Here is a 25756-nt window from a genome sequence, read left to right as displayed (position 1 = left end):
TCGTGACATATCAGGATCGATCATGGCAGATGCCCTCAAAATCGGCATTGCGGGCTTGGGCACCGTTGGTGCCTCGCTTGTCCGTATCATTCAGCAGCGCAGCGCCGAGCTCACGGCCACCTGCGGCCGCCCGATCAAGATCGTCGCCGTCTCGGCACGGGATCGCAGCAAGGATCGCGGCATCGATCTCGATGGCGTCGAGTGGTTCGACGGTCCGGTCGATCTCGCCCACAAGGCCGATATCGATGTCTTCGTCGAATTGATCGGCGGCTCAGAGGGTGCGGCCAATGCGTCGGTGCGCGCGGCCTTGGCGCGCGGTCTGCATGTGGTCACCGCCAACAAGGCGCTGCTCGCCTATCACGGCGTCGAGTTTGCCGAGATCGCCGAGGAGAAGGGCACGCTTTTGAACTTCGAAGCGGCCGTTGCCGGCGGCATTCCGGTCATCAAGGCCTTGCGCGAGTCGCTCACGGGCAACACGATTTCGCGCATCTACGGCATCATGAACGGCACCTGCAATTACATCCTGACACGGATGGAGAAGGAAGGCCTGTCGTTTGCCGATTGCCTGAAGGAAGCCCAGCGGCTCGGCTACGCCGAGGCCGATCCGGCCTTCGACATCGACGGCAACGATACGGCGCATAAACTGGCGATCCTGACGACGCTCGCCTTCGGCAACCGGCTTGCCGCCGACGACATCTATCTCGAGGGCATCTCCAACATCTCCATCGAGGATATCCGGGCTGCCGCCGATCTCGGCTACCGGATCAAGCTGCTCGGCGTTGCCCAGCGCACCGAGACCGGCATCGAGCAGCGCGTTCATCCGACCATGGTGCCGCTCGATTCGGTCATTGCCCAGGTTGACGGCGTGACCAATGCGGTGGCGATCGAATCTGATATTCTCGGCGAACTGCTGATGGTCGGCCCCGGCGCCGGCGGCAATGCCACGGCATCGGCCGTGCTCGGCGATATCGCCGACATCGCCAAGAGCCAGCCCGGCACGCAGCGCGTCCCCGTGCTCGGCCATCCCGCCAAGTCGCTCGAGCCTTACCGCAAGGCGCAGATGCAGAGCCACGAGGGCGGCTACTTCATTCGCCTCAGCGTGCAGGACCGCACCGGCGTGTTTGCGAGCATCGCCGGCCACATGGCGGAAAACCACATATCGCTGGAATCGATCGTCCAGCGCTCCAAGCAGCACGTCTCGCCCTCCGACCAGCAGACCATCATACTCGTCACCCATGCGACCATGGAGGATTCGGTGCGCAAGGCGGTGGCGGCGATCAAGACCGATGGCTATCTGGTCGGCGAACCGCAGGTCATCCGCATCGAGCGTCCGAAGCACGAGCAGTGAGGCAACCGCAATTTCCGTGGACGCGCCTCCTGCTTGCGATAATCTGCACCGAAAGCACGCGAAGCCGCTCCCTGATGGCGGGCTTCGGCGGATGAAAGAACGGATCCGGCCAATCTGATGGGACCGATCGAAGCGGCAGACCCGGTACAGCGGGCATTTCTGGGGGTGGAACGTTCGGCCGGCGGCAATCGCTGGGTGTCGCGGCTCGACCAGGCGGGCCAGAACCGGGCGCTGGCGATGGCCCAGACCCACGGGATGGCGGACCTGATCGCCCGCGTGCTCGCCGGCCGTGGCGTCGGTCTCGACGAGGCGATGGCCTTTCTCGACCCCACAATTCGCGGCCTGATGCCCGACCCGCACCGGCTGACGGATTGCGAGAAGGCTGCCGAGCGGCTGCTGCAGGCGGTCAAGACCGGCGAGAGTGTCGCTGTATTCGGCGACTACGATGTCGACGGTGCGGCCTCCTCGGCGCTGATGTACAAATTCCTGCGGCACTTCGACGTGCCCGCGACCATCTATATCCCCGACCGGATCTTCGAAGGCTACGGCCCGAACCCGACAGCAATCAACCAGCTGATCGACAACGGTGCCCGGCTGATCGTCACAGTCGACTGCGGCTCGACCAGCTTCGAATCGCTGGATGCTGCCAAGGCCCGGAACATCGACGTCGTTGTCATCGACCACCACCAGGTCGGCGACGCGCTGCCGCATTGCCATGCGCTGGTCAATCCGAACCGGGAGGACGATCTGTCGGGGCAGGGCCATCTCTGCGCTGCCGGCGTGGTCTTCCTGGTGCTGGTGGCGACGTTGCGGCTGCTGCGCCAATCCGGCGATCTCAGGGCAGGCAATATCGACCTGCTGGCCTGGCTCGATATCGTAGCGCTTGCCACAGTCTGCGACGTGGTGCCGCTGAAGGGGCTGAACCGCGCCTATGTGGTCAAGGGCCTGCTGGCCGCTCGCCATCAGTCCAATCCGGGGCTGGCGGCGCTGTTCCGCAAGGCGGGGCTCGGCGGCCCCGTTACGCCCTACCATTTCGGCTTCATGATCGGCCCGCGCATCAACGCCGGCGGACGTATCGGCGATGCCGCGCTCGGTAGCCGGCTACTGACATTGGAGGATGCATCGGAAGCCGACGTCATTGCCGAGAGGCTCGACGAGCTGAACCGCGAGCGACAGGCGATGGAAGCCGTCATGCTGAAGGAGGCCGAGGCGGAAGCGCTGGCCGAATATGGCAACGGCGAGGGCGCTGCGGTCATCGTCACCGCCCATGACAACTGGCATCCGGGCATCGTCGGGCTGATATCGTCGCGTCTCAAGGATTCCTTCCGCCGGCCGGCCTTTGCCATCGCCTTTGATTCGCAGGGCAAGGGCACCGGCTCCGGCCGTTCGATCAGCGGCTTCGACATGGGCAAGATGGTGCGCGCCGCCGTCGATGCCGGGCTGCTCGTCAAGGGCGGCGGTCATGCGATGGCTGCCGGCCTGACGGTCGAACGCGCCAACCTCGGCAAGCTGCGGACTTTCTTTGCCGAGCGCGCCGAAAAACAGGTGTTCGGGCTCGTCGCCGATTCGACGTTGAAGATCGACGGGGCGCTCGGGGCGAGCGGCGCAACGGTCGAGCTTGTCGATCAGCTGGAAACGGCGGGACCCTTTGGCTCCGGCCACCCGCAGCCGATCTTTGCCATCCCCAGCCATCGCCTGCGCGATTCGCGACTGGTCGGGCAAAACCATATCAAGGTGACGCTGGAAGCGATGGATGGCGGCCGTCTGGAAGGCATTGCGTTCCGCGCCGCGGAAACGCCGCTCGGCGACCTGCTGCTCGGTTCACGTGGGGCACAGCTGCACGTCGCGGGAACGCTGGGTGCCGACCACTGGCAAGGCGCCCGCCGCGTCCAGCTCCGCGTCACCGATGCCGCCAAGGCGCCGTGACGCAGGTTGCCTGACGCAAGGCGCCTAATCAGTCAATTTCGAAGTTCGGGGGAAAGCAGTGGTACGCCCTAGGGGAGTCGAACCCCTCTTTACAGAATGAAAATCTGTCGTCCTAACCGATAGACGAAGGGCGCAATCACTGTGGCGCCCTTATAGTCAGGCCATTCGTATCCCGCAAGCGCAAAATCGTCACAAATCCACAATGAAAAGCGGTTTTTTGAGAGGCGTTTGGAGGTCCGCGATTTGCCGTGCGTAACAGGCCTCGGGGACATGAGCGCTCGTTGCGGCAAGACAATCCGATGTTCTGACGGCAAGGCCGATTACGTGGAAGCAAGTGCTCACGGCGGCTGCCATGGCAAACATTGGTCGTCACTGAAGAGAAAAACAAGTGGTACGCCCTAGGGGAGTCGAACCCCTCTTTACAGAATGAAAATCTGTCGTCCTAACCGATAGACGAAGGGCGCATAACTTGTGGCGCCCTTATAGGGGGGCGTTTCAGATCCTGCAAGCCGGGAATTTGCTTTTTCCCGAAAAAAATAGAGCTCTATATCGTCGTTTCGGCATGAAGCGATTAACGGGCGGAAACAGCGGGTTGCAGGGGCTTTCGGATGTCGTTGCAGGTGTGTGGGGCGCAGGCTTTGACCGGGCAGCAGGCTACTTCAGCGAGGCTTCCATGCCCGGCGTCAAGGTCACGCCCGGTGGTAGGGTGACGCCTTGCGGCAGGGTCAGGCCGGAGGAGGACGGCGGCATCATCGAGTTGGCGGGAGTGCTCTTGCCGCCCGACGCGAGATTGCGCGCCATCATCAGCGCTTCCTGGCTGTCGAGATGCCTACCCTTCGAACCGGGGGCTGGCAGGACGTGGGAAGGTGTTGCGTCCGCAGTCGGGCGGGTCGCGGAGGCAGATGCCATCCTCGGCGCACCCTGGGGCATCGCATTCGAGGACTGGCCGGATGGCGGCGCCATCATGGGCTGCTGTTGCTGCGGCTGTGGCTGCGTCTGCTGCATCGCGCTTCCCGGTGGCAGGGCGTAGACGTTGCGCAAGGCCGGCGCTGCATAGGTGGAGACCGGTGCCAGCGTGCCGTCGGGGTTGACGGCGATGGGTGGCGGCGCTGCGTATATGCTGGAGCGGTTGGCGTTGACCGCCGTCGGCTGGGTGATCAGGCCGCCGATATTGGCGGGCTCGGTCGATGCCTGTGATGCGGGCATCGGCGCGTTGGGGAAGAGGCCGGTTGCCGATTGCTGGGCTACCGTCTGCTGGCCGGAGCCGGTGCGGACCTGCGGGTCGCGATAGGTACCTGGTTTCTGGCCCTGTGCCTGCGCCTTGGCGTTGAGTTCTGCGGCCAGTTGTTCGCCGGGCGTCCGCATCACTACTTCCGGCGCGGGCTCGGCCGCGTCGGCGACCTGTTGTTCCTTGGCCTTCCTGGCCGAGGTCGTCATGCATCCCGACAACATCACGAAGCATAGAGCGGCTGTCGTCGCGCGGAGCAGGAACTGTCTGCTTGAAGTCGTCTGCACTGTGCCCAAAGGATCGGTCCCCCGCGTTGGCTCTCGAGAAGCACCGCTGTCCAGGAGGGACGACGCCGTGGATCCGCCGGCGGGAGAGAGACAAGGCCGCGACGATTCGATGCGTGATGCTTCGATAGCCGGACCATGCTGGCACCATTGCCCGTCGGCAAGGGTCAAGATGGCTTGCAGGCCGTCATTCGACTTTCCTGCAAGCCTCGGGAAAGCCTGGGGCTACCAGACGCCCGTGTTGGTCATCGAAGCCCAGGGCTCAGTGCTCGGCAGGTTGTCGCCCTTCTGGAGAATCTCGATGGAAATGCCGTCCGGCGAGCGCACAAAGGCCATGTGACCGTCGCGGGGCGGGCGGTTGATGATAACACCCGCATCCATCAGTTTCTGGCACGTCGCATAGATGTCATCGACCTCATAGGCGAGGTGACCGAAGTTGCGGCCGCCGTCATAGTCCTCAGTGTCCCAGTTGTAGGTGAGCTCGAGGCAGGGCGACATATGCGTGCCGGCATGTTCGAGATCGTCGCGGGCTGCGAGAAACACCAGGGTGAACCGCCCCTTCTCGTTCTCGTAGCGACGGATTTCCGTCATGCCGAACAGCGTCGTGTAAAAGTGCAGCGCGGCGTCGAGATCCTTCACCCGGACCATCGTGTGGAGATAACGCATTCTATTTCCTTTCTAATGTGAATCTGTCCAGTCTTATCTGTACCAACGCCAGCCCCAGGCAAGTGTAGCGGCTCAAATCAGCGTCAGAGAATAAACAAAACAGGACTTGCGCTTTTCCGTTACCAAGATGCTAATCTTGATTTCGAGAATCAGTTAACCGTAACAGCGTAACGTGTATCCAAGGGGCTGGCGAAGATGGGTGACAGGACTTCATCGACTGAAATTGCCGACTTTGAGGATCTGGCGGGTGAAGCCGTCGATCTCATCGAGATCACCGGGCTGGTCAAGTGGTTCGACGTTGCCAAGGGCTTCGGTTTCATCATTCCGGACAATGGCATGCAGGACGTGCTGCTGCACGTGACGTGCCTGCGCCGCGACGGCTACCAGACGATCCTCGAGGGAACGCGGATCGTCGCGCTGATCCAGCGCCGCGAGCGTGGCTACCAGGCCTTCAAGATCCTTTCGATGGACCAGTCGACCGCGCTGCACCCTTCGCAGATGCCGGCAGCCCGCACCCACGTGCAGGTCACAGCCACCAGCGGTCTCGAGCGTGCTATCGTCAAATGGTTCAACCGTACCAAGGGTTTTGGCTTTCTGACGCGCGGCGAGGGGACGGAGGACATCTTCGTCCACATGGAAACATTGCGCCGTTTTGGCCTTACCGAGCTTCGGCCGGGGCAGGTGGTGCTGGTCCGTTTCGGACCGGGCGACAAGGGCATGATGGCAGCTGAAATCCATCCGGATACGCCAAGCCCGGTCGGCAGGTCGCACTGATGGCCATGCGTCTCGCATCTCTCCTGAAAAGCGCCCCTCTGGCGCTTTTTTTGGCTTTCTCTAGTCATGCCGCAACGGCCGATGCCGCAGATGTCGTCAAGCAGGCGCCGCATTTTGCGAGCGAGACGCTGACGATCACCGGCAAGACTGGAACAGTCCATACATTCACCGTCGAGGTCGCTGTCAGCGGCCCACAGCGCGAATACGGCCTGATGTTTCGTCGCCAGATGGCTGCCGACCACGGCATGCTGTTCGATTTCGACAAGGCGCAGCATGTGCAGATGTGGATGGAAAATACAGTCCTGCCGCTCGACATGCTGTTCGTCGACACGGCAGGCGGTGTGACGCATATTGTCGAGAACGCCGTGCCCTATTCGCAGACCATCATCGATTCCGGCGGGCCGGTGAAATACGTCATCGAATTGAACGGCGGCATCGTGAAGAAGCTCGGCCTTGCCATCGGCGACAAGGTTTCAAGCCCGACGATCGCCAAGCGCTGAGACGACAGATGCGCCGCGCGAGGCGATGCATCCAGAATAATGCAACAGATTACGGGTTGAGTTCGGCGATGTCCCCGTGCTTTGCCAGCAGGCGCGGCGAGGTCATGTCACCGGTCTCCTCGTCGACGGTGACGGCATAGGCGGCAACACCGACGAAGCGCTCAGACATGGCAGCCGCGATCTTTTCCGCGCTGGCGGCGTTGGAAGCCTGGCGCATTTCGCCGGGAGCCAGGCCATTGCGGACCTTCTTGTATGGAATGATGATGAATTTTTCCGCCGCCATGATGTATGCCCTTTAATTTGTTCTCAAAATGTTCTTGTTGGCCTGCGAAGTCAAGGGCGAGGCTATGCGGTGGCGCCGTCTGTCACTCCACGGCGGTCCCGTGTTTCCGGCGCAATGCTGTGGCGACCGTAGATGAAGATCGCAAGAGCAATCGCCGCAACGCCGCCATGCACCCAATAGGCCAGCGGATAGCCGCCCTCTGATGTCAGCCAGCCGGCGACGACGTTGCTGAGCGAGGCGCCGATGCCCTGGACCGTCATGACGGCGGCAAGGCCGACATTGAAGCGCCCGCTACCGGACAGGATGCGCTCCGCAGCGATGGGCGTGGCGATGCCGATCAGCCCGGCGCCGATGCCGTCCAGCACCTGGACCGGGAAGATGACGGCGAATTCGTGGAAACTGCCGGCGATGGCGCCGCGAATGGGGAGGGCGCAGAGAGCAAGGATGAATACCGTGGCAAGGCCGAAGCGACGGATCAGAAACGGTGCGGCGAGCGCCATGACGATCATCGACAGTTGCGAGACGCCCGTAGTGATCGCCGTGGTGCGGAAAGGGGTGCCGAGCTGCAGCGAGAAGTCCTGGGCAATCAGGCGGCTGATCGGCGCATTGCCGAAATGGAAGACCAGCAATGTCACCGCCAGCAGCACTAGCCCCTTGGTGCCAATGAGAACATTGTAGCCGGAGGGCTGGTCCTTGCCGTCGCCGTCTTCCGAGCCAAGGCCACGGGCAACCCTGTTGTCGATCTTATCCGGGTCGATCGCCAGCACCGCGATGATGGTCGCTACCGCCGTGACGACCATCAGCACGATGATGCCTGTGAGGCCGAAGAACACCGAGGCTGCATAGACGCCGGCGAGCGATACGACGTTGCCGGCGTGGTTCCAGAACTCGTTGCGCGACACCTGGCGTGAAAACGCCCTCTGGCCGACCAGACCGAGCGTCAGTCCCATCAGCGCCGGGCCGACGATGGCACCGACGACCGCGGTGGCCGACTGGCCGCCGAACACCGAAAAATCACCGGGACTGACCAGCGTCCACACGGCGGCTGCATTGATCAGCACGACGGGCAGGATGATCAGCATCCGCTTGTGGCTGGATGCATCCACCCAGGCGCCGAACAACGGCGTTGCCACCATGCCGAGGATGCCGCCGAGGGTGGCGATGAACCCCAGCGTCATGGGGCTCCAGCCGTTGGTCGCAAGGAACCCGTCGAGAAAGGGCCCGAGCCCATCGCGGGCATCTGCGAGGAAAAAATTGAGAAACGCCAGCGCGACGAGCGAGCGGCCGGACAGGCCAGTTTTCGATGATGGCTGCATTCGCACCTCCGGATGGGCCGTGGCTGCACCAGCCGATGGCGTTGATGGCTCAAGAGTTTCAGCGAATTATATATTTGCTGTCTCTTGTAAAGCGGCAACCAACACACGGTAGTAATAATGGTTCCCTGCTGAACTCATTTTACAGGTGGCCACAGCCGAAGGGTCATGGAGGCAGCATAAAAAGTGAACCCAAAAATGGGCCCCAGAATGACACACGGATAGGTTATATGGTCTGACATCAAGTCAACGGGACTTCACATTCAATCCGTTTCGCGTCATGGTAGAGTTATGGATAGTCAAATTTCGCCCAAACCCACAGAAGAAGATCACGAACGCGCGACCGATTGCGCGAGCGCGATGGAGATCGCTTTTGCGCGCCTCGTTGCCGAGGCAAGTGCTGCAGGCTGGCGTGAGATGGAAGTGGCGGTCATTCTCGCCGACATCGCCGACGACCATGTCCTGCGGCTCGCCAAGAAATCCAGGCGCGGAAAATTCAACTGACGAAAACGATGTCGGCAGCGGTCCTGTGATCGCTGCCGACGTTTATCTGCCTATTGCATCTGCGGCTTCTTGAGAAAGCTGCCGCGATCCGCGGATTTTACACGCAGCCAGGCTTCGCGGCCGTCGCGCAGCACGCGCATCGGGATCTCGGCGCCAGCCGGTCCGCTGTTCCAGACCTGACGATAGAAATCTGCCAGCCCATCGACTTCCGCATCGCGGATTTCCGAGATGATGTCGCCGGGACGCAGGCCTGCTTCCGCAGCCGGTCCGCCTGGAGCCACATTCATCACCACGACTTCACCGTTGTTCTCGGCCGAAAAAGCGCCCAGCCATGGACGTGGGGGCTTATCGATCTGGCCGCGGTGCAGCAGGTCGTCGAGTATCGGCTCCAGGAGGTTGATCGGCACGACCATGTTGATATCGGCGACCTTGCCGCCTTGGCTCATCTGCAGCCGCAGAGAGCCGATGCCGAGCAGTTTGCCGTGTTCGTCGATCAGGGCAGCGCCGCCCCAGGATGGGTGAGCCGGCGAGATGAAGATCGCTTCGTCGAGGAGATATTCCCAGTAGCCGGCGAATTCCTGCTTGGCGACGATTTTCGACGACACCGCATTGCCGAGGCCATCTGCGAGCACGACCGCATCTCCGAGCTGCGTGGCGGTCGCATCGCCGATCGGCAGCGCCGGTACGTCGAGAGGGCCGAGCGCCTGGACGAGCCCGAAGCCGGTCTCCTGATCGAAGGCGAGGGCGTGCGCAGGGACGACCTTGCCGTCCCTGCGCGTCAACCAGACCTCTTCCGCCTCGGTGATGAGATAGCCGATCGTCAGCACCAGGCCGTTGTCGCGAATGACGACGCCGCTGCCCTCGCGGATGGTTCCAAGCGTCGAGGCGGTGAAGGCGTCCTCGGCGATGCTGGAGCGTAGGGCGACTATGGATGGCAGGAGTTTTTCAATTGGCACGGGCTTATCCTCGCGGCAGTCTGTTGGTCGGGGGAGCACGACGACGCTGCGCGGTCGGTCAGATCCCGGACCTTAAGGTATGAAGGAGCAATGCCTGCTGCAAGAGCCCGCTGCCGGTTTGTGACACGGCGCCATGTCTGAACGATAATGGTGCGGGCACACCACTGGCGGCTGAGACTAGTAGACGCGGGCCGCCAGCGCGTGCAGCGTCGCGGTAAGCTTGGTCGTGTCGTAGGGCTTTGAGAAGAAGATGCTGCGTGCCGGCATCATGACCTCTTCGGCAGTGGCATGGCCGGAGGTGATGATAATGTCGATCGGAGGCCAGCGGTCGCGGATGGCGGCGGCAAGCAACATCCCATTCATGCTACCCGGCATGTCGATATCCGTAAAAACGATGCGGATGTCGGTCCTGGTTTCGAGGATATGCACCGCCTCGTCTGCATCGGTCGCCTCGATCACTTCGAAGCCGGCCCGCTCAACCAGATCTGCCGCCATCATCCGCAAAAGCGGTTCATCCTCGACGACGAGAACGATTTTCTTGGTCGGCGATGTCTCTGCCATCTGTCAGTTCGCCCTTTGGAGCTGTGAAAGCGCGGCGGTCATTTCGACCGAGTAGCCCAGGCTTGAGTAACTCTGCGTAACGCCGCCTGTTCCCATGAAGCCGCGTTTAATCAGCCTTGAACCAAAACCGGTGCGTGTAGGCTCTGTCACCGGCGGGCCGCCACTCTCCGTCCACCGCATCGTCAGCACGCGGTTGCCGTTGCTCTCGAGCACCTGCCACTCGACCGCGACACGGCCGTCCTCGTTCGAAAGGGCACCGTACTTCATGGCGTTGGTCACCAGCTCGTGGAACAGCAGCGACACCGACAGAGTGCTGCGAGGACCGAAATTGATGGACGGCCCGTGCACGTCGATCCGTTCGGTGACACCGAGGGTTTCGGCAGTCCGCATGAGGACTGCGCCGATGTCCGCCCCGTCGCTGTCCTGGGTGATAAGCGAATCGTGGGCGGAGCTAAGAGCGTATAGCCGGCGCTCGAAATTGCGCACATGCTCCTGCTCGATGATCGGCCGCAGGGTCTGCGAGGCGATTGCCTGGACCATGGCAAAGGTGTTCTTCAGGCGATGACCGATCTCCCGGTTCAGCACATCCTGGTCGGCCTCCGCCTGGAGCCTGGCGATGGCGAGATGCATGCGGTCGCCGAAGCTCCGCACGAAGTCGATTTCCTGCTGCGTCCAGTCATGCGGTCTGTCGTGGTGGACGAAGACCGCCAGCTTGAATTGCCCGTGGTCGAAGACCGGCAGGTTGACGAGGACGTGGATGCCGATAGCGAGCAGCGCCTCTGCCCTGTGGCGAGTGCGCGGGTCGGTCGCGACGTCGGTAATGATGACAGTCTGGCCGGCCTTCAGCTCATCGACGAAATCACCGTAGTCGCGGAAATGGTGGAGACCAGCGAGGCTTGCGACGCCGGGCGCGCGCCATTCCGGCTGGATCATCAGGGTTTCAGCGGCGACGTCGACGAGCCCGAAACCCGCACGGCTGGCGTCTAGGGCCTTGGCCATCAAGTCGGAGGCAGCCAGTGCCATGGACTCGATATCGTCGAGTTCGCGCAGGCGGTCGCCGAGATCGAGCAACGCCTGGACGCGTGCCGCATCCCGTTTTATTGACGTGATGTCCTGCACCATGCCGAACATGGTGATCGGCTTGCCATTTTCGTCGTACTGGTATTTGGCGTGGCGGGAAATCCACCGTGTCCCATGGTTTGCCGTCTGGATCCGGTATTCGACTTCGACAGGCGCCGCGCCATTCCTGCGGGTCGCCTCATTCGATTGGATATGGCGATCTTCCGGCACGACCATGGACTCGAACAGCGCGGTCGGATGGGTGTCGGCGGGGGGGACGTCGAAGATGCGGCAAAACTCGTCGGAGGCGCGCACCTGGCTTGTGGCGATATCGATTTCAAAGGTGCCGATGCGTCCGGCCTGCTGGGCGGCGACGTTCTTGTTGGCACTGTTGCGGATGCTGGCGGCGAGACGTTTCTGGCGCTGGAAGAGTTCGTCCTTGCGGTGGGATACGCGTCGCGTTTCCATGAAGGCCACCACCTGGCGCGCCAGTGCCCGCAGGAGGTTCTGCTGGTTTTCGTCCAGCCCTTCCGGGCGTGGCACCGTATCGATGACGCAGAGCGTGCCGATCACGGCGCCACCGGGCACGATGAGCGGCGCTCCGGCATAAAAGCGGATGAAAGGCGATTGGGTAACGAGCGTATTGTGCCGGGTGCGCGGATCCAGGGTGAGGTCGGGAATGACCAGCAGTTCCGGCGACGTCAGCGCATGGGCGCACACCGACTGGTCGATCGGCGTTTCGCCGGGCTCGAAACCGATCCGTGCCTTGAACCACTGCCTATCGGCCTCGACGAGGCTGACCAGCGATACCGGGGTATTGCAGACGGTAGAGGCGATGTAGACGATATCGTCGAATTCCGGCTCGGGCGCGGTATCCAGGATGTCGTAGGCCTCCAGCGCCTCCAGACGGCGAAGATGGTCCAGGTCGATCGCATCGAACGGCGTACGGATGGGTGTGTCATCGCTCATCGTCAGCTCAGTTCCAGTTCAACGCAAACGACAGTCTTGATGTCGAAGAGTATAAAAGATGGCAACGAGATTGCCAGCCAGTTATTGTTCATGAATGATTATCCGCAGCGCCATCGATTGACCTCGGAGGCCGCTTAGTGTTGATTGCGCTTATATAGTTAGGTCTGTTCGTTACCGCACGGAACGGCAGACGAGTCAATTGGATAGCGGCCGGGGTGATGATTTTCATGCCCCGGTTTGGCTGTGAGCAGAACGCGGAGACCGACCCCATGACCGACGCGCCGACAAAAAGACCAACCGCGATAACCAAGATCGACGCGACCAACGAGGCGGCCTACACGCTGATCGACGCGCGCGACAGCGCCCGCGAAGCCAAGACCACCCGACTGCGCGCCCTCCGCCTTGCCAAGGAAGAAGAGGACGCCAAAATTGCCGCCGCAGCGGCACCCAAGAAAAAGCCGGCAAAGAAAAAAGCTGCGGAGTAATCGCCTTATCCAGCGCCAGGCCCTTTTATTTGATCCCGGGTGAAAGCCCTTGGCGCCGACCGGCCGTGTGGTCGACCAAGCGGCCCTACGTTCATTGCGGACGATCTGTGCGCAACCAGCTCCCGGACGCAGCCGACACCTCCCAAATAACTGAGTGAACCCGGTGTCCGGCAGTCTTCATCCCGATGCCTTGGTGATCCGGTGAGGGCTCGTGACGTAAAGGGTCGGCGCTGTCGGCACCGTTGTCCGGCCCGACGCCAACTATGACATTCAACACAATGATTTGGTCGTGAAACCAGGAGGCAAGACATGCAGGCAGCTCTGAGGATGGGCCCGAGCCTATGATGAGCCACGCCGTTCCCCTGACGTGGGGCATCGCCGCCCTGACCGCGCTTGGCGTCATCACTCGACCGTTTCGCTGGCCTGAGGCCGTATGGGCCGTGGCCGGCGCCGTGCTGCTGGTTGCCCTTGGGCTGCTGACGCTGCCGGAAGCATGGCAGGGCGTCGGCAAGGGGCTGGACGTCTACCTGTTCCTGGTCGGCATGATGCTGCTCTCCGAACTCGCACGTCGCGAAGGACTGTTCGACTGGCTGGCCGCCATCGCCACCAGTCGCGCGAAGGGTTCGCCAATCCGGCTGTTCGCGCTGATCTACATCGTCGGCACCGTCGTCACCGTGTTCCTGTCCAACGATGCGACTGCCGTGGTGCTGACGCCGGCCGTCTATGCGGCGACCAAGGCCGCCAAGGTCAAGGAGCCGCTGCCCTACTTGTTCATCTGCGCGTTCATCGCCAACGCCGCGAGCTTTGTGCTGCCGATCTCCAACCCTGCCAACCTGGTGATTTTCGGGGAGGGTCACATGCCGCCGCTCGGGCGCTGGCTTGCGACCTTCGCGCTGCCGTCGATCGCTGCCGTCGTCTCCACATACGTGCTTCTCTACTGGACGCAGCGCCGCGTGTTGTTGCAGGACAGCGTTGCCAGCGACGTCGAGGCGCCGCATCTGACGCCGACGGCAAAGCTTGCCGGTGCCGGTCTCGTCGTCACCGCGCTGATCCTGATCGGCGCCTCGGCATTCGGTCTCGACCTCGGATTGCCGACTTTCGTTTGCGGTCTCGTGACGGCAGCGCTGATCGTGGTTGTCGGCCGGGAAAGCCCGATGGAGACGTTGCGCGCGATGTCTTGGAGCGTGTTGCCGCTGGTGGGCGGGCTTTTTGTCGTCGTCCAGGCGCTGGAGAAGACCGGGCTGACCAAGATGCTGGCCGACCAGCTTTCGGCGGGCGCAGCCTCGGCACCGGGCCAGACGGCGGCGGTTGCCGGCGTTGCCGTCGCCTTCCTCGCCAATCTCGTCAACAACCTGCCGGCAGGCCTCGTTGCGGGCGGTGCGGTCCAGGCGGCGCACGCCTCCGATACCATATCCGGGGCGATCCTGATCGGCGTCGATCTCGGCCCCAACCTGTCGGTGACCGGCTCGCTGGCGACCATCCTGTGGCTGACGGCACTCCGGCGCGAAGGGCTGCAGGTCGGAGCCTTCGCCTTCCTGAAACTCGGCGTCGTGGTGATGGTGCCCGCGCTGCTTCTGTCGCTGCTCGCCTTGATCGCCCTGCATTAACATCCGGACAGGTTCGTCCGCGTCCGGTTACATCTTGTCCATGTCTGGAAAAAGCCGCATTTTCCGAACATTCCGGACGCAATTGGCTGGCAGCCTGTCACTCGTTCTTGATCCCCGAACGAACGATAACGGTGGCAGGCATGAGCATTTCTTTCCAGACAATGGCAGCGTTGCGGTTTGGCACCGGTCTCCGGCCGGGCGAACCTCCGCCCGCCGACAAGCAGGCCCTTCTCGCGCAGATCAGGGACGGTATCGCCAGTCCGCCGCTGTTTCCCGTCGGCGGGCTCGATGCCCGTCGCAAGGCGGTGGCCGATGTCGCCGACCAGCTGCAGGCGATCCGCAAGGGCAACGATCCCGATGAGACCAAACGGGCGCGGGAGAATGCGGTCTACCACCGCCTCGACGCCATCTACCAGCGCGACGCGGACGCGCGCATCGCCCAGGCGGTGTTCTCGCCGAATGGCTTTTACGAGCGGCTGGCAAGCTTCTGGGTCAACCATTTTTCCGTCAGCGCCCAGAAGACCCAGCAGATGCGGTTGATCGTGCCGCTCTTCGAGGCCGAAGCGATCCGTCCGAATATCGGTGCGCCGTTTCCCGTGCTTCTGAAAGCGGTGACGCGCCATCCGGCGATGTTGATCTATCTCGACCAGTCGCAATCGCTGGGACCGAACTCGCCTGCCGGCCTGAAACAGAAAAAGGGCCTCAACGAAAATCTCGCGCGCGAACTGATCGAACTGCACACGCTCGGTGCGGGCAGCGGCTACACACAAGCCGACGTGCGCTCGGCCGCCATGGTGCTGACCGGTATCGCGCTCGACCGGCAGGCGGTGTTGGTGGATTTCAAGCCGGGCATGTCGGAGCCCGGCAGCCACGACGTGCTGGGCGTGGCCTATGGCGGCAAGGTCCGTCGCGAAGGCGACTATCTGGCCATGCTTGATAATCTGGCGCTTCATCCGAAGACCGCCCAGCATATCTGTCGCAAGCTGGTCGCGCATTTTGTCGCCGACCAGCCGCCGCAAGCGATGATCGACGTGATGGTCGATTGCTGGAAGAACACCAAGGGCGACCTGACCGCCGTCTATGCCACCATGCTCGACCATCCCGATGCCTGGAGCGGCGAGGGTGCCAAGGCGCGTTCGCCGTTCGATTTCGTCGTCGCCGGGCTTCGCGCCCTCAATATGCCGCGCAATCCAGTGGCTGTCAGTCCGCCGCCGCAAAGCCTCGAAGTCGCCGATGCAACGCCACAGGCAGCAGCCGCCGCGACGATGTCGCCGGCGGGCACCCCGGCCATGGCGCCTGCGGCAGCCGCGGCAAGTGCGCCTGTGGTGGCTGCGCCGGTCACGGCTGCCGGCGTTGCGACCATGGTCAACGGCATGAGCGGCGGTACCACAGGCGCACAGATGTCACCGCCCGGCGATATGGCTGCCGATGCCGAGGCGCAGCGGCGCAAGCAGGAGCAGGCGGCCTTCGACGCGACCCTCTATGTGCCGCGGGGCCTTGGGCTCTATGCCCTTCGCCGCATGGGGGAGCCGGTGTGGGAGCCGCCGAGCCCGGCAGGCTTTCCCGACAGTTTCGACGCCTGGATCAATGCCAGCGCCCTGTCGGAGCGGCTGGCATGGTCCCGCCGTGCCGCCGGTCGATACGGCAAGCAGGACGATCCGCGCGAGTTCCTCAAGACGACGCTGGCCGATGCGGCGCGAGACGACACCATCCGTGTCGTCTCGCAGGCACCCAACCGGATGACGGGGCTGACACTGGTGCTCGCCTCGCCCGACTTCAACCGACGCTAGGAGCAGGATCATGTCCCTTTCCCGCCGCAGCTTTCTCGCCTCCGCCTGCTGCCTCGCCGCAGCGCCCGTGTTCACGCCGATAAGCTTTGCCGCGATGCCGGGCGACAACCGGTTCGTCACCATCGTCCTGCGCGGTGCCATGGACGGGCTGGACCTTGTTCAGCCCTATGGCGACACGTCATTTGCGGGACTGCGACCGGATATCGCCATCAGGCCGGACCAGGGGCTTCTCGACCTCGACGGCTTTTTCGGGCTTCATCCCGCTGCCGCCGGGCTGATGCCGATGTGGAAGGCGAGGGAACTGGCGTTCATCCATGCGGTCTCGACCCCCTACCGCAATGCGCGCAGCCATTTCGACGGCCAGGACATGCTGGAATCGGGCGGCGACCATGTGGCGGAGGAAAAAACCGGCTGGCTGAACCGGGCGCTTGCAGTGATACCGCGCTCGACGGCGCGCAAGGCGATAGACATCAATACCTCGACGGAGCTCATTCTCTCCGGGCCGAACGTCGCTGATGTCTGGGCATCGGATTCGACGCTCGGGACGGGGGGCGACGAGGCGCAGTTCCTGAAGCGCCTCTATGCCAACGACCCGGCCTTTGCCAAGGCCATGGAGGAGGCGACGCGGGCAGACCAGTCGGCCGAGATGGGCATGCCGCCCGGCGCCAAGCGGGGCGAACAGATCGCCGATATCGCCGGGCTGGCGGCCAAGATGCTGCGCGGCGACTATCGGATCGCCAGCTTCTCGATCAACGGCTGGGACACGCATGTCCAGCAGGCAAGCCAGTTCAAGAAGGCGGCCGGAGACCTGACACAGGCGATCGTGACGCTGAAAGATACGATGGGGCCGGACGTCTGGAAAACGACGGTGGTGCTGGCGATGACCGAATTCGGCCGCACCGTCCGCCAGAACGGCTCCGGGGGAACGGACCACGGCACCGGCGGATGCTGTCTGCTTGCCGGCGGCGCGATCGAAGGCGGCAAGGTACTCGGCAAATGGCCGGGTATCGGCGACCAACAACTGCTCGACGACCGCGACCTGATGCCGACGGCCGACGTCCGCGAAGTTGCTGCCGCCATGCTCTACAAGCAGTTCGATGTGCCGCCCGGCGACCTGAACGCCAAGATCTTTCACGGGCTGGATTTCGGCAAGGGCTCGCAGTTCCTGCGGGTGTGAGTTTTGCATCCAGGCATGTAACGTGAGAGGCTGCGGTGCGGCCTCCCGCCTGCAATCCCAGATGGCACCCGTTACGATTTAATTAACTTCTCGTCCTTACCTTGGATTGTGAATTGTCGGGTGCCTGGACGCTCGCGGTTGTGTCAGTCTTTTTGGCGCTTGGGGGCGGGCATGGGAAGGAATGGGCAGGCACAGCGCCGACACGACATCGACGTGATCCGCGTCGTGCTTTTCGCGCTTCTGATGGTCTATCATACCGCACTTATCTTCGGGACGAGGTCGTGGCTGCTGCAGGCCAGCACTCCGAACCGGGCCTTCGATCTGCTGCTGCTTGCCTTGCATCCGTGGCGCCTCGGTCTACTGTTTCTCGTGTCAGGGATTTCGACGGCAGCGCTCGCCAAGCGGCTTGCGCCGGCCGATATCCGCAGAAAGCGGTCGCTCCAGCTCATTCCGCCCTTGCTGCTCGGTATCTTCGTGCTGGTGCCGCCGCAGATCTACCTCGCGCTCAAGGCTGCGTCGGCGACGGACCTTCCCTATCTGGATTTTTGGGGGATCTATCTCCAGTTCGGCACCATCATGGTCCAGGATGGCCAGGCGGTCTCGCTGGTCAGCCTGCAACACCTCTGGTTCATTGGCTATCTCTGGCTCTACACGGTCGTCCTGACCCTGGGCCTGGCGTTTCTGCGCGGCTGGCTTTCGCCCCTGACCGCAGGTCTCAGGCGCCTGGTGGAAGGCCGTGGCCTGCTTGTCTGGCCGATCCTCTATCTCGCAGTTCTGCGCCTCACCCTTTTCCCGATCTTCGGTGAGACGATGGAAGTGGGCTCGGACTGGTACGCCCACATCGTCTATTTCTCGCTTTTCGCATTTGGCTATGTGATTGCCGAGGACGAGAAATTCTGGGCGACCGCAGTCCGCTACCGAAAGCATGCGGCGCTTGTCGCCATCGTGTCGCTGGTAATTCTGGCTTGCCTGCTGGTGGCCTATCCGCCGGGTGCCCGCAGCCTCGGGGTGGCTGTGATACACCGTATCGGGCGATCGATCTTCCAGTGGTCGGCGATGGTGGCGATACTCGGCTACGGTCGCGCCCTGATCACCCGGTCTCACCCGGTGATCACCTACCTCAACAGGTCGGTGCTGACCTGCTACGTGCTGCACCAGACGGTGTTGATCGCCTTTGCCTACTGGTGGATGCGAAATTTCGGGCTAGACACCGGTTCGTTCTTTTTGATCGTTGTGGCGACGATCGCCTGTTGCCTTGCGCTTTATGAGGTCCAGCGGCAGATAACCCGGCTGGTGAAGGCCAGGTCCACCCCCGTTTTTCCGACACAGTTGCCCCTGGCGTGAGGTTGCCTCCCGTCATTCCTCCGCCGGCGGAACGGCTTTCGGCTTTCCGTCGTCGGCCAGTGCCACCATGATGAAGGTGCCTTCGGTTACCTTTTCCATCTTCTGGTAGCGCGACCGCTGTGCCCAGGCTTCGATCAGCAGGGTGATGGAGGTTGTTCCGACGCGGGTGATGTGGGTGTAGATGCTCAGCGTATCGCCGATCTTCACCGGCAGCTGGAAGGCCATTTCCTTGACGGCGGCGGTGACGACGCGGCCCTTGGCGCGCTCTGCGGCGCGTATGCCGCTTGCCAGATCCATCTGCGCCATGACCCAGCCGCCGAAGATGTCGCCGGCCGGATTGGCGTCGGCGGGCATCGCCAGGGTGCGCAGCGTCAGTTCGCCCAGCGGCTTGGCGGTGTCGTTCATGTCGGCTTCTCCTGTCGGGCCTGATATGTATGACGCACCGTAAGGCAAACGCCGCCGTTTGCAAAAGGGCCGGGGGCGAGTTTTCCCTCCGATTTCGCCGGCTTTCATGCCGCTAAGCTTTCATTCACCAATTTTGCTTAAATTTGTACACGATTGCCGATCGATTGCGGCGTCGGAAGTGGTGTGTGTATGGCGTATTTTCCCTTTCTGCGGCGGGCAGTGCTGCCCGTTTTGCTGTCGTCGACACTGATTGCCTGTTCTGCCGACAGCCTCGTCCCGCCGTCTGGCATCGACAACAAGACGCGTGTCGGTTCGATCCAGCCGCGCCGCTCCGTGCCGACGAATCCACCGAGCCAATACACCTACCAGAGCACGACGACGCCGGTGAGCTCGGCCTCCGTCGATTACCTCGACACGCCAAACCTTGCCGATGTCGGCCATGTCAGCGGCAGGCAGTCTGCGGCCCAGTCGCCGGATGCGATGGTGGCGCCGCAGTCCACCGGCTTGGCATCGCAGCGTTCCGCGCAGAATTCATCGCCGGTGCCTGCCGAAGGTATCAATATGGACGCAGAGCTCGGTGTCGGTGGCACCCCGCAACGGGTCGTCGGGCTGGCCGAGGAGGAAGAGCAGAACATCGCCGAGGGCCAGTCCGAGGAGCCGGTCGTCAGCGGCATCGGCACGGATAATCCCGTCCAGGCGAACCGGCCTGTGCTTCGCACCAGCGCCCAGAGGCAGATCTTGCAATCGACCGCGCCACGGCTGCAGGGGCAGCAGGTGGCGATGTTGCCGCGCGTGGAAAATCCGATGACCACCACGGAGCCGCAGTACGAGGCGCCACAAGCGCCACCGCCGATGTCGGCCGCCATGCCCAATTCCGAACTGCAGTGCCGCCAGCAGTTGCGCCAGATGGGCGTCGTCTTCCAGGACAAGCCGGCGATCTCGCAAGGACCAGCCTGCCAGGTTCCCTATCCGATATCGCTGCGCGGCCTCTCCGGCAACATCGCCGTCCGGCCGGCGGTAACGCTGAACTGCCAGGTGACGCTGGCCTTTGCCAAATGGGTGAAGAACGAACTGGCTCCCTCGGCGCGGCTGCGCTATCTTTCCGGGATCGGCACCATCATCCCGCTCGGCGGTTATTCCTGCCGGCGGATGAACAACAGCGCGCAACGCTACAACCCGATGTCGGAGCATGCGCACGGGAACGCCATCGATGTGGGCAAGTTCGTGCTGAAGAACGGCCACGCCATCGATATCCGGAAGAAGGGGCTGTTTTCCTTCCGCGAAGGCGCGTTGCTGAAGGCGGTGCGCACCGACAGCTGCAACTATTTCGACACCGTCATGGGCCCCGGCAGTAATCCGGAACACTGGAACCATTTCCACTTCGACCTTCGCGAAAGGAAGGGCGGACGGAGGTACTGCAACTGAGAAGGATGCCGCGGCGGATGGCAACGACCGGCAACTCAGCCCTGTAACGGGTCATCTCTGCTGCCGAATAGATTGTTCGCCGGGGGCGCTCTGGCAAAACTCCGGTTCGAGGTTATATAGCGGGCTGTTGCCGCAAAAATAATCAAAGAGCCCCATCTCGCCCATGCCCCCGATCGTCTCCATCCGCAATCTCACCAAAGTCTATGACAACGGATTTCAAGCACTGAAGGGGATCGATCTCGATATCCAGAAGGGCGAGATCCTGGCATTGCTCGGACCGAACGGCGCCGGCAAGACGACGATGATTTCCATCGTCTGCGGCATTGCCAACCCAAGCGGCGGGACGGTGCTCGTCGACGGTCACGATGTCGTCAAGGATTTTCGCGCGACGCGGTCGATGATCGGGCTGGTGCCGCAGGAACTGACCACCGACCAGTTCGAGACCGTCTTCAACACGGTGAGCTTTTCGCGCGGCCTCTACGGCAAGAAGGCCAACGCCGCCCATATCGAAAAGGTGCTGCGCGACCTGTCGCTGTGGGACAAGCGCGACAACATGCTGCGCGAGCTCTCCGGCGGCATGAAGCGCCGGGTGCTGATTGCCAAGGCGCTGAGCCACGAGCCGCAGATCCTGTTTCTCGACGAGCCCACCGCCGGCGTCGACGTGACGCTGCGCAAGGACATGTGGCAGGTGGTCGAAAAGCTCCGCCAGACGGGCGTCACCATCATTCTCACCACCCACTATATCGAGGAAGCCGAGGAGATCGCCGATCGCGTCGGGGTCATCAATGGCGGCAAGCTGCTGCTGGTCGAGGACAAGACGGCGCTGATGGCCAAGCTCGGCCGAAAGCAGCTCATCCTCGACCTCGACACGCCGCTCGCCGTCCTTCCACCCAGCCTCGAAGGCCGTGGGCTGACAATCGGCGAGGGTGGCTTGTCGCTCATCCACGAGCTCGATGCCGAAAACGGGCACGGCAACATCGCCGGGCTGCTGACCGACCTTGCCGCTGCCGGTATTGCCTTCAAGGACCTCTCGACGCGGCAAAGCTCGCTCGAGGATATTTTCGTCCAGCTTGTCGGAGACGATCAATGAATTTCGAGGCCGTCAAAGCCATCTACATGTTCGAAATGGCCCGCACGCGTCGCACGCTGCTGCAAAGCGTGGTGTCGCCGGTCATCTCGACGTCGCTCTACTTCATCGTCTTCGGGGCGGCCGTCGGCTCGCGCATCCAGGAGGTCGAGGGCATCTCCTATGGTGCCTTCATCACGCCCGGCCTGATCATGCTGACGCTGCTCAGCCAGTGCATCACCAACGGCTCGTTCGGCATCTACTTCCCGAAATTCGTCGGCACCATCTACGAGGTGCTGTCGGCGCCGGTGGCGATGACCGAGATCGTGCTAGGCTATGTCGGGGCGGCGGCCACCAAGGGAATGCTGATCGGGGCAATCATCCTGCTGACGGCCAATTTCTTCGTGCACGTCACCATCCAGCATCCGTTGATGATGGTGCTGTTCTTCGTGTTGACGGCGGTAACGTTCAGCCTCTTCGGCTTCATCATCGGGATCTGGGCGAAGAACTTCGAGCAGCTCAACCTTATCCCGATGCTTGTCGTGCCACCGCTGACCTTTCTCGGCGGCAGCTTTTATTCGATCGGCATGCTGCCGCCCTTCTGGCAGGCGGTCAGCCATTTCAATCCGGTGCTCTACCTCGTCAGCGGTTTCCGCTGGAGTTTTTACGGGATCGCCGACGTCAACCCGCTGGTCAGCCTCGGCATGGTGCTGTTCTTCCTGGCGATCTGTCTGGCCACCGTCTACTGGATCTTCAGAACGGGCTATCGGCTGCGCAACTAGGCCTTTCCACCGCCCACGCGCCCTCCGTCGCAAAGCCGATACAAAAGCCGTCTACCTAAAGCGGTCTTGCAACGGCATGGGCTGGTGGAGCAGACAATGACATTCGGATCCTGGATTGACACCGGGCGGAGCCGGCCTCTGGTCATCGCCCATCGCGGCGGCGCGGCACTCGGTCCTGAAAACTCCGCGATAACATTTTCGCTGGCAGGCGAGGCTGGCGCCGATGCGGTGGAGACCGATGTCCGCGTCAGTGCCGACGGCGCTCTCGTCTGCCTGCACGATGCCGACATGCAGAGGATCGCCGGCGACCCCCGTTCTGTCGAGGCGCTCGATCTCGCAACGCTGCAAGACCTCGTCCCGGACCTTCTCACCCTCGAAGCAGCGATAGCCGCATCTGCACCGCTCGGCATCCTGCTCGATGTGAAATTGACGGATGGAACGCACATCGCCGAGATCGTCCGCACCGTCGAGGCCGGCGGGGCATCCCGGCGCGCCATCCTCGGGCTGCGCAGCATGGGTCTGATTGCCGAGGTCCGAAGCATGGGCTGTGAAATGGCGGTCCTCGGATTGTTGCCCGATGCCGATTCGTCTGAGGAAGCCGCTGACCTCGGAGCGGACTGGTTTCGCCTGTGGCAGGGCGAGGCCAGCGCCGACCGCATCGCCACGGCCCGCAAAGCCGGCCTGCAGGTCGCCATCATGGTCGGCCAACCGCGCAACGTGCCGTTACCGCACTATCCGCAGTTCCCGGTGGGACTGGTGGATGCGGAGGGGCTGGAGAAACTGCGCAAGCTGGCCCCGGATGCGATCATGCTCGACGATCCGCGGTTGCTGTGAACCAACCAGCGTCGATCGCCCATTCATGCGATATCCCCTTGATCCTCAGGGTTTCAATGCCGAATCCCAATGTTCATCCGCTTTGCCATCTTTAAAACGCCAGCTGTCAAACCAGGTGGTGGTATAGGTCTTTGTCGGATCCTTGGCATCCTTGACCTCGCGCGGATAGGCGACGGTGACAATATCACCTTCGGCCACCACGGAGACAATCTTGGTGCTCATCTTTTCAGGAACAGGACTTGGCTTCTTGTTGAGGACCTTTGTGAAATAATCAATCACACCCTGACGCCCAGACGCTGCATTGGGATTGTGCTGAATATACCGCGCGGTCAAATACTGATCAGCGCGATCCCATTGATTGGCCTCGAGCAGTTCCTTGATGATCTTATAGGTCACTTGTTTGTTGTGGTTCAGCGCAGGATCTTTGCTGGTAAACAGCTGATCGGGATTGGCAACACCCACAACGGCCTCTTGCGCAAATGCGCCAGAACCAAGCGTGAGAGCAAGAGCAAAGGCGGCGACGGGCAGCTTCATAACATTTTTCCTAAGTGTCGACAGGGGTTGGCCCGCGCACCTTAAAACATACAGAGGAAGGCACAAGGCGGTAGAAAATCCACCAATAGGCACAAAAAGCAAACCATCAATTTTGGGGAATCACCGCTGCAATTTCCGCCAGAATTTCATATCGATGCTCATCCAGCCGTGGAGACTTAGTGGCGGACACCGTCAGTCCCGAAGCCGCAGTTCGTCCGTTTGCATCTGCATCGAGCCCAAGGTTTCGAGGAAGCTCATGCCGAGTAGGCTCTGGTCCAGCTTGCCGTCCTCGGAGACTGCGGCGGCGACGTCTTGGCGGGCGATGGGGCCGATGCCGACGGATTTGAGGGTCACGGGCGCGGCACGGCCCCGGCCGTTGGCGGTCATGATCGACATCGAATAGTTCATGGTCTTCGGGTCGAGACCGATGCGCTTTGCGTCGGCCTGGGTGAGGGCCAGCAGGCTTGCGCCGGTGTCGACGAGCATGTTGATGCGGTGGCCATCGATCATCACGTCTGCCGAAAAGTGGCCGTTCAGCAGCTTGTGGAGGATGACTTCCTGGCCGCCTTCGCTGGTGGTGACGACAAAGGCGCGGCCGGGGATGAGGCCGGCCATCAGCCGGTTGCCTGCATCCAGCGCGTCGTAGCGGTAGAGATAGGCGGTGGCCAGCGCCAGCAGGATGACCAGCCATATGAACAGGTTGCGCAAGGTCTCGCTGACGGTGCGCCGGCTGGCCCAGATACCGGCCGCCAGCATCAGGCTGATCGGCAGGAGGTAGACGATTCGACCGAAATCGTCGTTGTCGATGCCGAAGGTGGTGCCGCTGTCATGGTTGAAAACCAAAAGTGCCAGTCCGATGGCAAGGATGCCGAGGAAGACGGTGACACGGTTCATTCGGCAGCGTCCTGGCGCGGGACGAGATCGGCCAACCGGTCCGGCAGTTTCGCCATGATTTCATGGCGCCCGGCATCGTCGTAGGTCGACCAGCCGCCGATTTCCGCCAGGGTGCGGCCGCAGCCGACGCACAAGCCGCTGTCGGCGTCGATGTTGCAGATAAGAACGCAGGGTGTTTGCATGGGCTTCATATCGGGGTTTCAGACGGCCATGGCAAGGGCGCAGAGAATGGCGATTTCGCAAATCTGCTGTGTCGCGCCGATGGTGTCGCCAGTGTGGCCGGAAAGCCTGCGCCGGACATAGGCGGTGAATGCCAGGGTGACGACGACGCCAAGGCCGATGACGTCGAGAAGGGCGATTGTCGTCAGGCTCTGCCAGAGCAGCAGCGCGCCGAGCAGCACGCCGCTTACGACCGCTACGAGGGTTGCCTCGCTGTCCGGCTGGCCGGCGGCGACAGCGACGCCATCGGGCCTTGCGACCGGAAGACGGTGCCAGTGCCAGACCAGCGCGGCGCGGCTGAGGGCGGCGGTTGCGGGCAACGTCAGGGCTGCCGCAAGAGGAGGCAGACCGCGTGCGATGGCGGCAAGGGCTGCGGCGCGCAGGGCGAAGGAGAGTATCAGCGCCACTGCGCCGTAGGTGCCGATGCGGCTGTCCTTCATGATGGCGAGCGCCCGCTCCGCATCGCGTCCGCCGCCGAGCCCGTCGGCGGCGTCGCTGAGGCCATCCTCGTGCAGGGCGCCCGACAGCAGCGTCTGCAGGCCGAGCGCCAGAAGCGCAGCCAGCAACGGATCGACATCGCCTACAGTGAGCACGCCGAACAGCAGGGCTGCGGGGAGCGCGATGAGCGCGCCGGCAGCCGGGAAAGCGCGGGCAACCTTCCCGAGATTGCCGTCATGGCCATGGAAGACGGCATCCGGCATGCGAATGCGGCTGAGGAAGCCGACAGCGCGGGCGATATCTGTGGCGTAGGCGGTGATGGCTTGTAGCCTGGCGATGGTGGTGGGTCCTTGTGAAGGCGAGAGCCGCGACGCTTTTGCAGTTG

General features: G+C 62.6%; 26 protein-coding genes and 2 tRNA genes. 14 read left to right on the top strand and 14 right to left on the bottom strand.

All coding sequences use genetic code 11. The features are described 5' to 3' along the window. Positions 1-22: 22 nt before the first annotated feature. Both J5274_RS14020 and recJ read left to right on the top strand, forming a co-directional pair. Positions 23-1348, top strand: a complete 1326-nt coding sequence (locus J5274_RS14020; RefSeq protein WP_142823024.1) for a homoserine dehydrogenase — start codon at positions 23-25, stop codon at positions 1346-1348. Positions 1349-1465: 117 nt separating this feature from the next. Beyond that, entirely contained in the window at positions 1466-3274 is a 1809-nt protein-coding gene (gene recJ / locus J5274_RS14015) for a single-stranded-DNA-specific exonuclease RecJ (protein WP_142823023.1), read from the top strand. Positions 3275-3333: 59 nt separating this feature from the next. Here recJ and J5274_RS14010 read toward each other — a convergent pair. From J5274_RS14010 to gloA, 4 genes are all read right to left on the bottom strand, one after another. Then, positions 3334-3408: transfer RNA gene (locus tag J5274_RS14010), tRNA-Glu, on the bottom strand. 255 nt (positions 3409-3663) lie between these two features. Further along, a tRNA-Glu gene (locus J5274_RS14005) sits at positions 3664-3738 on the bottom strand. A gap of 190 nt (positions 3739-3928) precedes the next feature. Next, complete coding sequence (locus tag J5274_RS14000; protein WP_202617100.1) at positions 3929-4711, bottom strand: hypothetical protein; 783 nt, start codon at positions 4709-4711, stop codon at positions 3929-3931. A gap of 300 nt (positions 4712-5011) precedes the next feature. Continuing rightward, entirely contained in the window at positions 5012-5452 is a 441-nt protein-coding gene (gene gloA, locus J5274_RS13995) for a lactoylglutathione lyase (protein WP_142823022.1), read from the bottom strand. A 195-nt stretch (positions 5453-5647) separates the two neighbouring features. Between gloA and J5274_RS13990 the strand changes: the two genes are divergently transcribed. Further along, a complete protein-coding gene (locus J5274_RS13990; RefSeq protein WP_142823021.1) occupies positions 5648-6226 on the top strand; it encodes a cold-shock protein in 579 nt (192 codons plus the stop codon). Further along, positions 6223-6726, top strand: a complete 504-nt coding sequence (locus J5274_RS13985) for a DUF192 domain-containing protein (RefSeq protein ID WP_374113745.1) — start codon at positions 6223-6225, stop codon at positions 6724-6726. The genes J5274_RS13990 and J5274_RS13985 overlap by 4 nt, the downstream gene beginning before the upstream one ends. A gap of 49 nt (positions 6727-6775) precedes the next feature. Here the strand turns inward: J5274_RS13985 and J5274_RS13980 are convergent, their stop codons facing one another. Together J5274_RS13980 and J5274_RS13975 are read right to left on the bottom strand one after the other, a co-directional pair. Beyond that, positions 6776-7012 carry a hypothetical protein gene (locus J5274_RS13980; protein ID WP_111221779.1) on the bottom strand — a complete coding sequence of 79 codons (237 nt, stop codon included), beginning with the start codon at positions 7010-7012 and terminating at the stop codon, positions 6776-6778. A gap of 59 nt (positions 7013-7071) precedes the next feature. After that, entirely contained in the window at positions 7072-8325 is a 1254-nt protein-coding gene (locus J5274_RS13975; protein WP_142823019.1) for an MFS transporter, read from the bottom strand. Positions 8326-8613: 288 nt separating this feature from the next. Between J5274_RS13975 and J5274_RS13970 the strand changes: the two genes are divergently transcribed. Further along, positions 8614-8826 carry a hypothetical protein gene (locus tag J5274_RS13970; RefSeq protein WP_142823018.1) on the top strand — a complete coding sequence of 71 codons (213 nt, stop codon included), beginning with the start codon at positions 8614-8616 and terminating at the stop codon, positions 8824-8826. Positions 8827-8876: 50 nt separating this feature from the next. Here J5274_RS13970 and J5274_RS13965 read toward each other — a convergent pair whose 3' ends face one another. The 3 genes from J5274_RS13965 to J5274_RS13955 all read right to left on the bottom strand — a co-directional run bounded on the left by J5274_RS13965 (position 8877) and on the right by J5274_RS13955 (position 12371). After that, on the bottom strand, positions 8877-9782 hold the full coding sequence (locus tag J5274_RS13965) for a S1C family serine protease (RefSeq protein WP_142823017.1): 906 nt from the start codon (positions 9780-9782) through the stop codon (positions 8877-8879). A gap of 177 nt (positions 9783-9959) precedes the next feature. Then, positions 9960-10343, bottom strand: a complete 384-nt coding sequence (locus tag J5274_RS13960; RefSeq protein WP_142823016.1) for a response regulator — start codon at positions 10341-10343, stop codon at positions 9960-9962. A 3-nt stretch (positions 10344-10346) separates the two neighbouring features. Beyond that, positions 10347-12371 (bottom strand): GAF domain-containing protein, encoded by a 2025-nt coding sequence (locus tag J5274_RS13955; RefSeq protein ID WP_142823015.1) that lies wholly within the window; start codon positions 12369-12371, stop codon positions 10347-10349. Between the two features lie 269 nt (positions 12372-12640). On the opposite strand from J5274_RS13955, the gene J5274_RS13950 reads away from it, so the two are divergent. The 5 genes from J5274_RS13950 (at position 12641) to J5274_RS13930 (ending at position 18774) form a co-directional block, all read left to right on the top strand. Continuing rightward, positions 12641-12856 carry a hypothetical protein gene (locus J5274_RS13950; RefSeq protein WP_142823014.1) on the top strand — a complete coding sequence of 72 codons (216 nt, stop codon included), beginning with the start codon at positions 12641-12643 and terminating at the stop codon, positions 12854-12856. Between the two features lie 341 nt (positions 12857-13197). Beyond that, on the top strand, positions 13198-14463 hold the full coding sequence (locus tag J5274_RS13945) for an arsenic transporter (protein ID WP_374113724.1): 1266 nt from the start codon (positions 13198-13200) through the stop codon (positions 14461-14463). Positions 14464-14603: 140 nt separating this feature from the next. Further along, on the top strand, positions 14604-16253 hold the full coding sequence (locus J5274_RS13940) for a DUF1800 family protein (protein ID WP_142823010.1): 1650 nt from the start codon (positions 14604-14606) through the stop codon (positions 16251-16253). 10 nt (positions 16254-16263) lie between these two features. Continuing rightward, positions 16264-17430, top strand: a complete 1167-nt coding sequence (locus J5274_RS13935; RefSeq protein WP_142823008.1) for a DUF1501 domain-containing protein — start codon at positions 16264-16266, stop codon at positions 17428-17430. A gap of 171 nt (positions 17431-17601) precedes the next feature. Beyond that, positions 17602-18774, top strand: a complete 1173-nt coding sequence (locus tag J5274_RS13930; RefSeq protein ID WP_142823006.1) for an acyltransferase family protein — start codon at positions 17602-17604, stop codon at positions 18772-18774. Between the two features lie 12 nt (positions 18775-18786). Here the strand turns inward: J5274_RS13930 and J5274_RS13925 are convergent, their stop codons facing one another. Beyond that, positions 18787-19179, bottom strand: coding sequence for an acyl-CoA thioesterase (locus tag J5274_RS13925; RefSeq protein ID WP_111221789.1), 393 nt, complete (start codon positions 19177-19179; stop codon positions 18787-18789). 189 nt (positions 19180-19368) lie between these two features. On the opposite strand from J5274_RS13925, the gene J5274_RS13920 reads away from it, so the two are divergent. From J5274_RS13920 to J5274_RS13905, 4 genes are all read left to right on the top strand, one after another. Next, on the top strand, positions 19369-20604 hold the full coding sequence (locus J5274_RS13920; protein WP_142823004.1) for an extensin family protein: 1236 nt from the start codon (positions 19369-19371) through the stop codon (positions 20602-20604). A gap of 163 nt (positions 20605-20767) precedes the next feature. Then, positions 20768-21694 (top strand): ABC transporter ATP-binding protein, encoded by a 927-nt coding sequence (locus J5274_RS13915; RefSeq protein WP_142823002.1) that lies wholly within the window; start codon positions 20768-20770, stop codon positions 21692-21694. After that, positions 21691-22452 (top strand): ABC transporter permease, encoded by a 762-nt coding sequence (locus J5274_RS13910; protein WP_111221792.1) that lies wholly within the window; start codon positions 21691-21693, stop codon positions 22450-22452. Before J5274_RS13915 ends, J5274_RS13910 begins: the two co-directional genes overlap by 4 nt. Positions 22453-22548: 96 nt before the next feature. After that, the gene (locus J5274_RS13905) at positions 22549-23286 is read left to right on the top strand and encodes a glycerophosphodiester phosphodiesterase (RefSeq protein WP_142823000.1); all 738 of its coding nucleotides are present in this window, start codon (positions 22549-22551) and stop codon (positions 23284-23286) included. Between the two features lie 45 nt (positions 23287-23331). On the opposite strand, the gene J5274_RS13900 is transcribed toward J5274_RS13905, so the two are convergent. The 4 genes from J5274_RS13900 to J5274_RS13885 form a co-directional block, all read right to left on the bottom strand. Next, the gene (locus J5274_RS13900) at positions 23332-23820 is read right to left on the bottom strand and encodes a nuclear transport factor 2 family protein (RefSeq protein WP_142822998.1); all 489 of its coding nucleotides are present in this window, start codon (positions 23818-23820) and stop codon (positions 23332-23334) included. 192 nt (positions 23821-24012) lie between these two features. After that, positions 24013-24714, bottom strand: coding sequence for a TIGR02281 family clan AA aspartic protease (locus J5274_RS13895; RefSeq protein WP_142829165.1), 702 nt, complete (start codon positions 24712-24714; stop codon positions 24013-24015). Then, positions 24711-24896: a DUF1289 domain-containing protein gene (locus J5274_RS13890; protein WP_142822994.1), complete on the bottom strand. Its 186-nt coding sequence runs from the start codon at positions 24894-24896 to the stop codon at positions 24711-24713. Before J5274_RS13890 ends, J5274_RS13895 begins: the two co-directional genes overlap by 4 nt. A gap of 18 nt (positions 24897-24914) precedes the next feature. Then, entirely contained in the window at positions 24915-25634 is a 720-nt protein-coding gene (locus J5274_RS13885; protein ID WP_244615251.1) for an adenosylcobinamide-GDP ribazoletransferase, read from the bottom strand. Between the last annotated feature and the right edge of the window lie 122 nt (positions 25635-25756).

Origin of the sequence: Rhizobium sp. L51/94, assembly GCF_019355555.1 — a bacterium.
Lineage (GTDB): Bacteria > Pseudomonadota > Alphaproteobacteria > Rhizobiales > Rhizobiaceae > Rhizobium > Rhizobium rhododendri.
Note: the sequence above shows the minus strand (reverse complement) of the source record. Positions and strands in the feature narration are given on the sequence as shown.

Excerpts from the sequence above, each read along its gene's own strand:
- J5274_RS14020 (WP_142823024.1), top strand. The coding sequence starts at position 23 with ATGGCAGATGCCCTCAAAATCGGCATTGCGGGCTTGGGCACCGTTGGT.
- recJ (WP_142823023.1), top strand. The coding sequence starts at position 1,466 with ATGGGACCGATCGAAGCGGCAGACCCGGTACAGCGGGCATTTCTGGGG.
- J5274_RS14000 (WP_202617100.1), bottom strand. The coding sequence starts at position 4,711 with ATGACGACCTCGGCCAGGAAGGCCAAGGAACAACAGGTCGCCGACGCG.
- gloA (WP_142823022.1), bottom strand. The coding sequence starts at position 5,452 with ATGCGTTATCTCCACACGATGGTCCGGGTGAAGGATCTCGACGCCGCG.
- J5274_RS13990 (WP_142823021.1), top strand. The coding sequence starts at position 5,648 with ATGGGTGACAGGACTTCATCGACTGAAATTGCCGACTTTGAGGATCTG.
- J5274_RS13975 (WP_142823019.1), bottom strand. The coding sequence starts at position 8,325 with ATGCAGCCATCATCGAAAACTGGCCTGTCCGGCCGCTCGCTCGTCGCG.
- J5274_RS13970 (WP_142823018.1), top strand. The coding sequence starts at position 8,614 with ATGGATAGTCAAATTTCGCCCAAACCCACAGAAGAAGATCACGAACGC.
- J5274_RS13960 (WP_142823016.1), bottom strand. The coding sequence starts at position 10,343 with ATGGCAGAGACATCGCCGACCAAGAAAATCGTTCTCGTCGTCGAGGAT.
- J5274_RS13955 (WP_142823015.1), bottom strand. The coding sequence starts at position 12,371 with ATGAGCGATGACACACCCATCCGTACGCCGTTCGATGCGATCGACCTG.
- J5274_RS13950 (WP_142823014.1), top strand. The coding sequence starts at position 12,641 with ATGACCGACGCGCCGACAAAAAGACCAACCGCGATAACCAAGATCGAC.
- J5274_RS13945 (WP_374113724.1), top strand. The coding sequence starts at position 13,198 with ATGATGAGCCACGCCGTTCCCCTGACGTGGGGCATCGCCGCCCTGACC.
- J5274_RS13940 (WP_142823010.1), top strand. The coding sequence starts at position 14,604 with ATGAGCATTTCTTTCCAGACAATGGCAGCGTTGCGGTTTGGCACCGGT.
- J5274_RS13935 (WP_142823008.1), top strand. The coding sequence starts at position 16,264 with ATGTCCCTTTCCCGCCGCAGCTTTCTCGCCTCCGCCTGCTGCCTCGCC.
- J5274_RS13930 (WP_142823006.1), top strand. The coding sequence starts at position 17,602 with ATGGGAAGGAATGGGCAGGCACAGCGCCGACACGACATCGACGTGATC.
- J5274_RS13925 (WP_111221789.1), bottom strand. The coding sequence starts at position 19,179 with ATGAACGACACCGCCAAGCCGCTGGGCGAACTGACGCTGCGCACCCTG.
- J5274_RS13920 (WP_142823004.1), top strand. The coding sequence starts at position 19,369 with ATGGCGTATTTTCCCTTTCTGCGGCGGGCAGTGCTGCCCGTTTTGCTG.
- J5274_RS13915 (WP_142823002.1), top strand. The coding sequence starts at position 20,768 with ATGCCCCCGATCGTCTCCATCCGCAATCTCACCAAAGTCTATGACAAC.
- J5274_RS13910 (WP_111221792.1), top strand. The coding sequence starts at position 21,691 with ATGAATTTCGAGGCCGTCAAAGCCATCTACATGTTCGAAATGGCCCGC.
- J5274_RS13905 (WP_142823000.1), top strand. The coding sequence starts at position 22,549 with ATGACATTCGGATCCTGGATTGACACCGGGCGGAGCCGGCCTCTGGTC.
- J5274_RS13900 (WP_142822998.1), bottom strand. The coding sequence starts at position 23,820 with ATGAAGCTGCCCGTCGCCGCCTTTGCTCTTGCTCTCACGCTTGGTTCT.
- J5274_RS13895 (WP_142829165.1), bottom strand. The coding sequence starts at position 24,714 with ATGAACCGTGTCACCGTCTTCCTCGGCATCCTTGCCATCGGACTGGCA.
- J5274_RS13890 (WP_142822994.1), bottom strand. The coding sequence starts at position 24,896 with ATGCAAACACCCTGCGTTCTTATCTGCAACATCGACGCCGACAGCGGC.
- J5274_RS13885 (WP_244615251.1), bottom strand. The coding sequence starts at position 25,634 with ATGCCGGATGCCGTCTTCCATGGCCATGACGGCAATCTCGGGAAGGTT.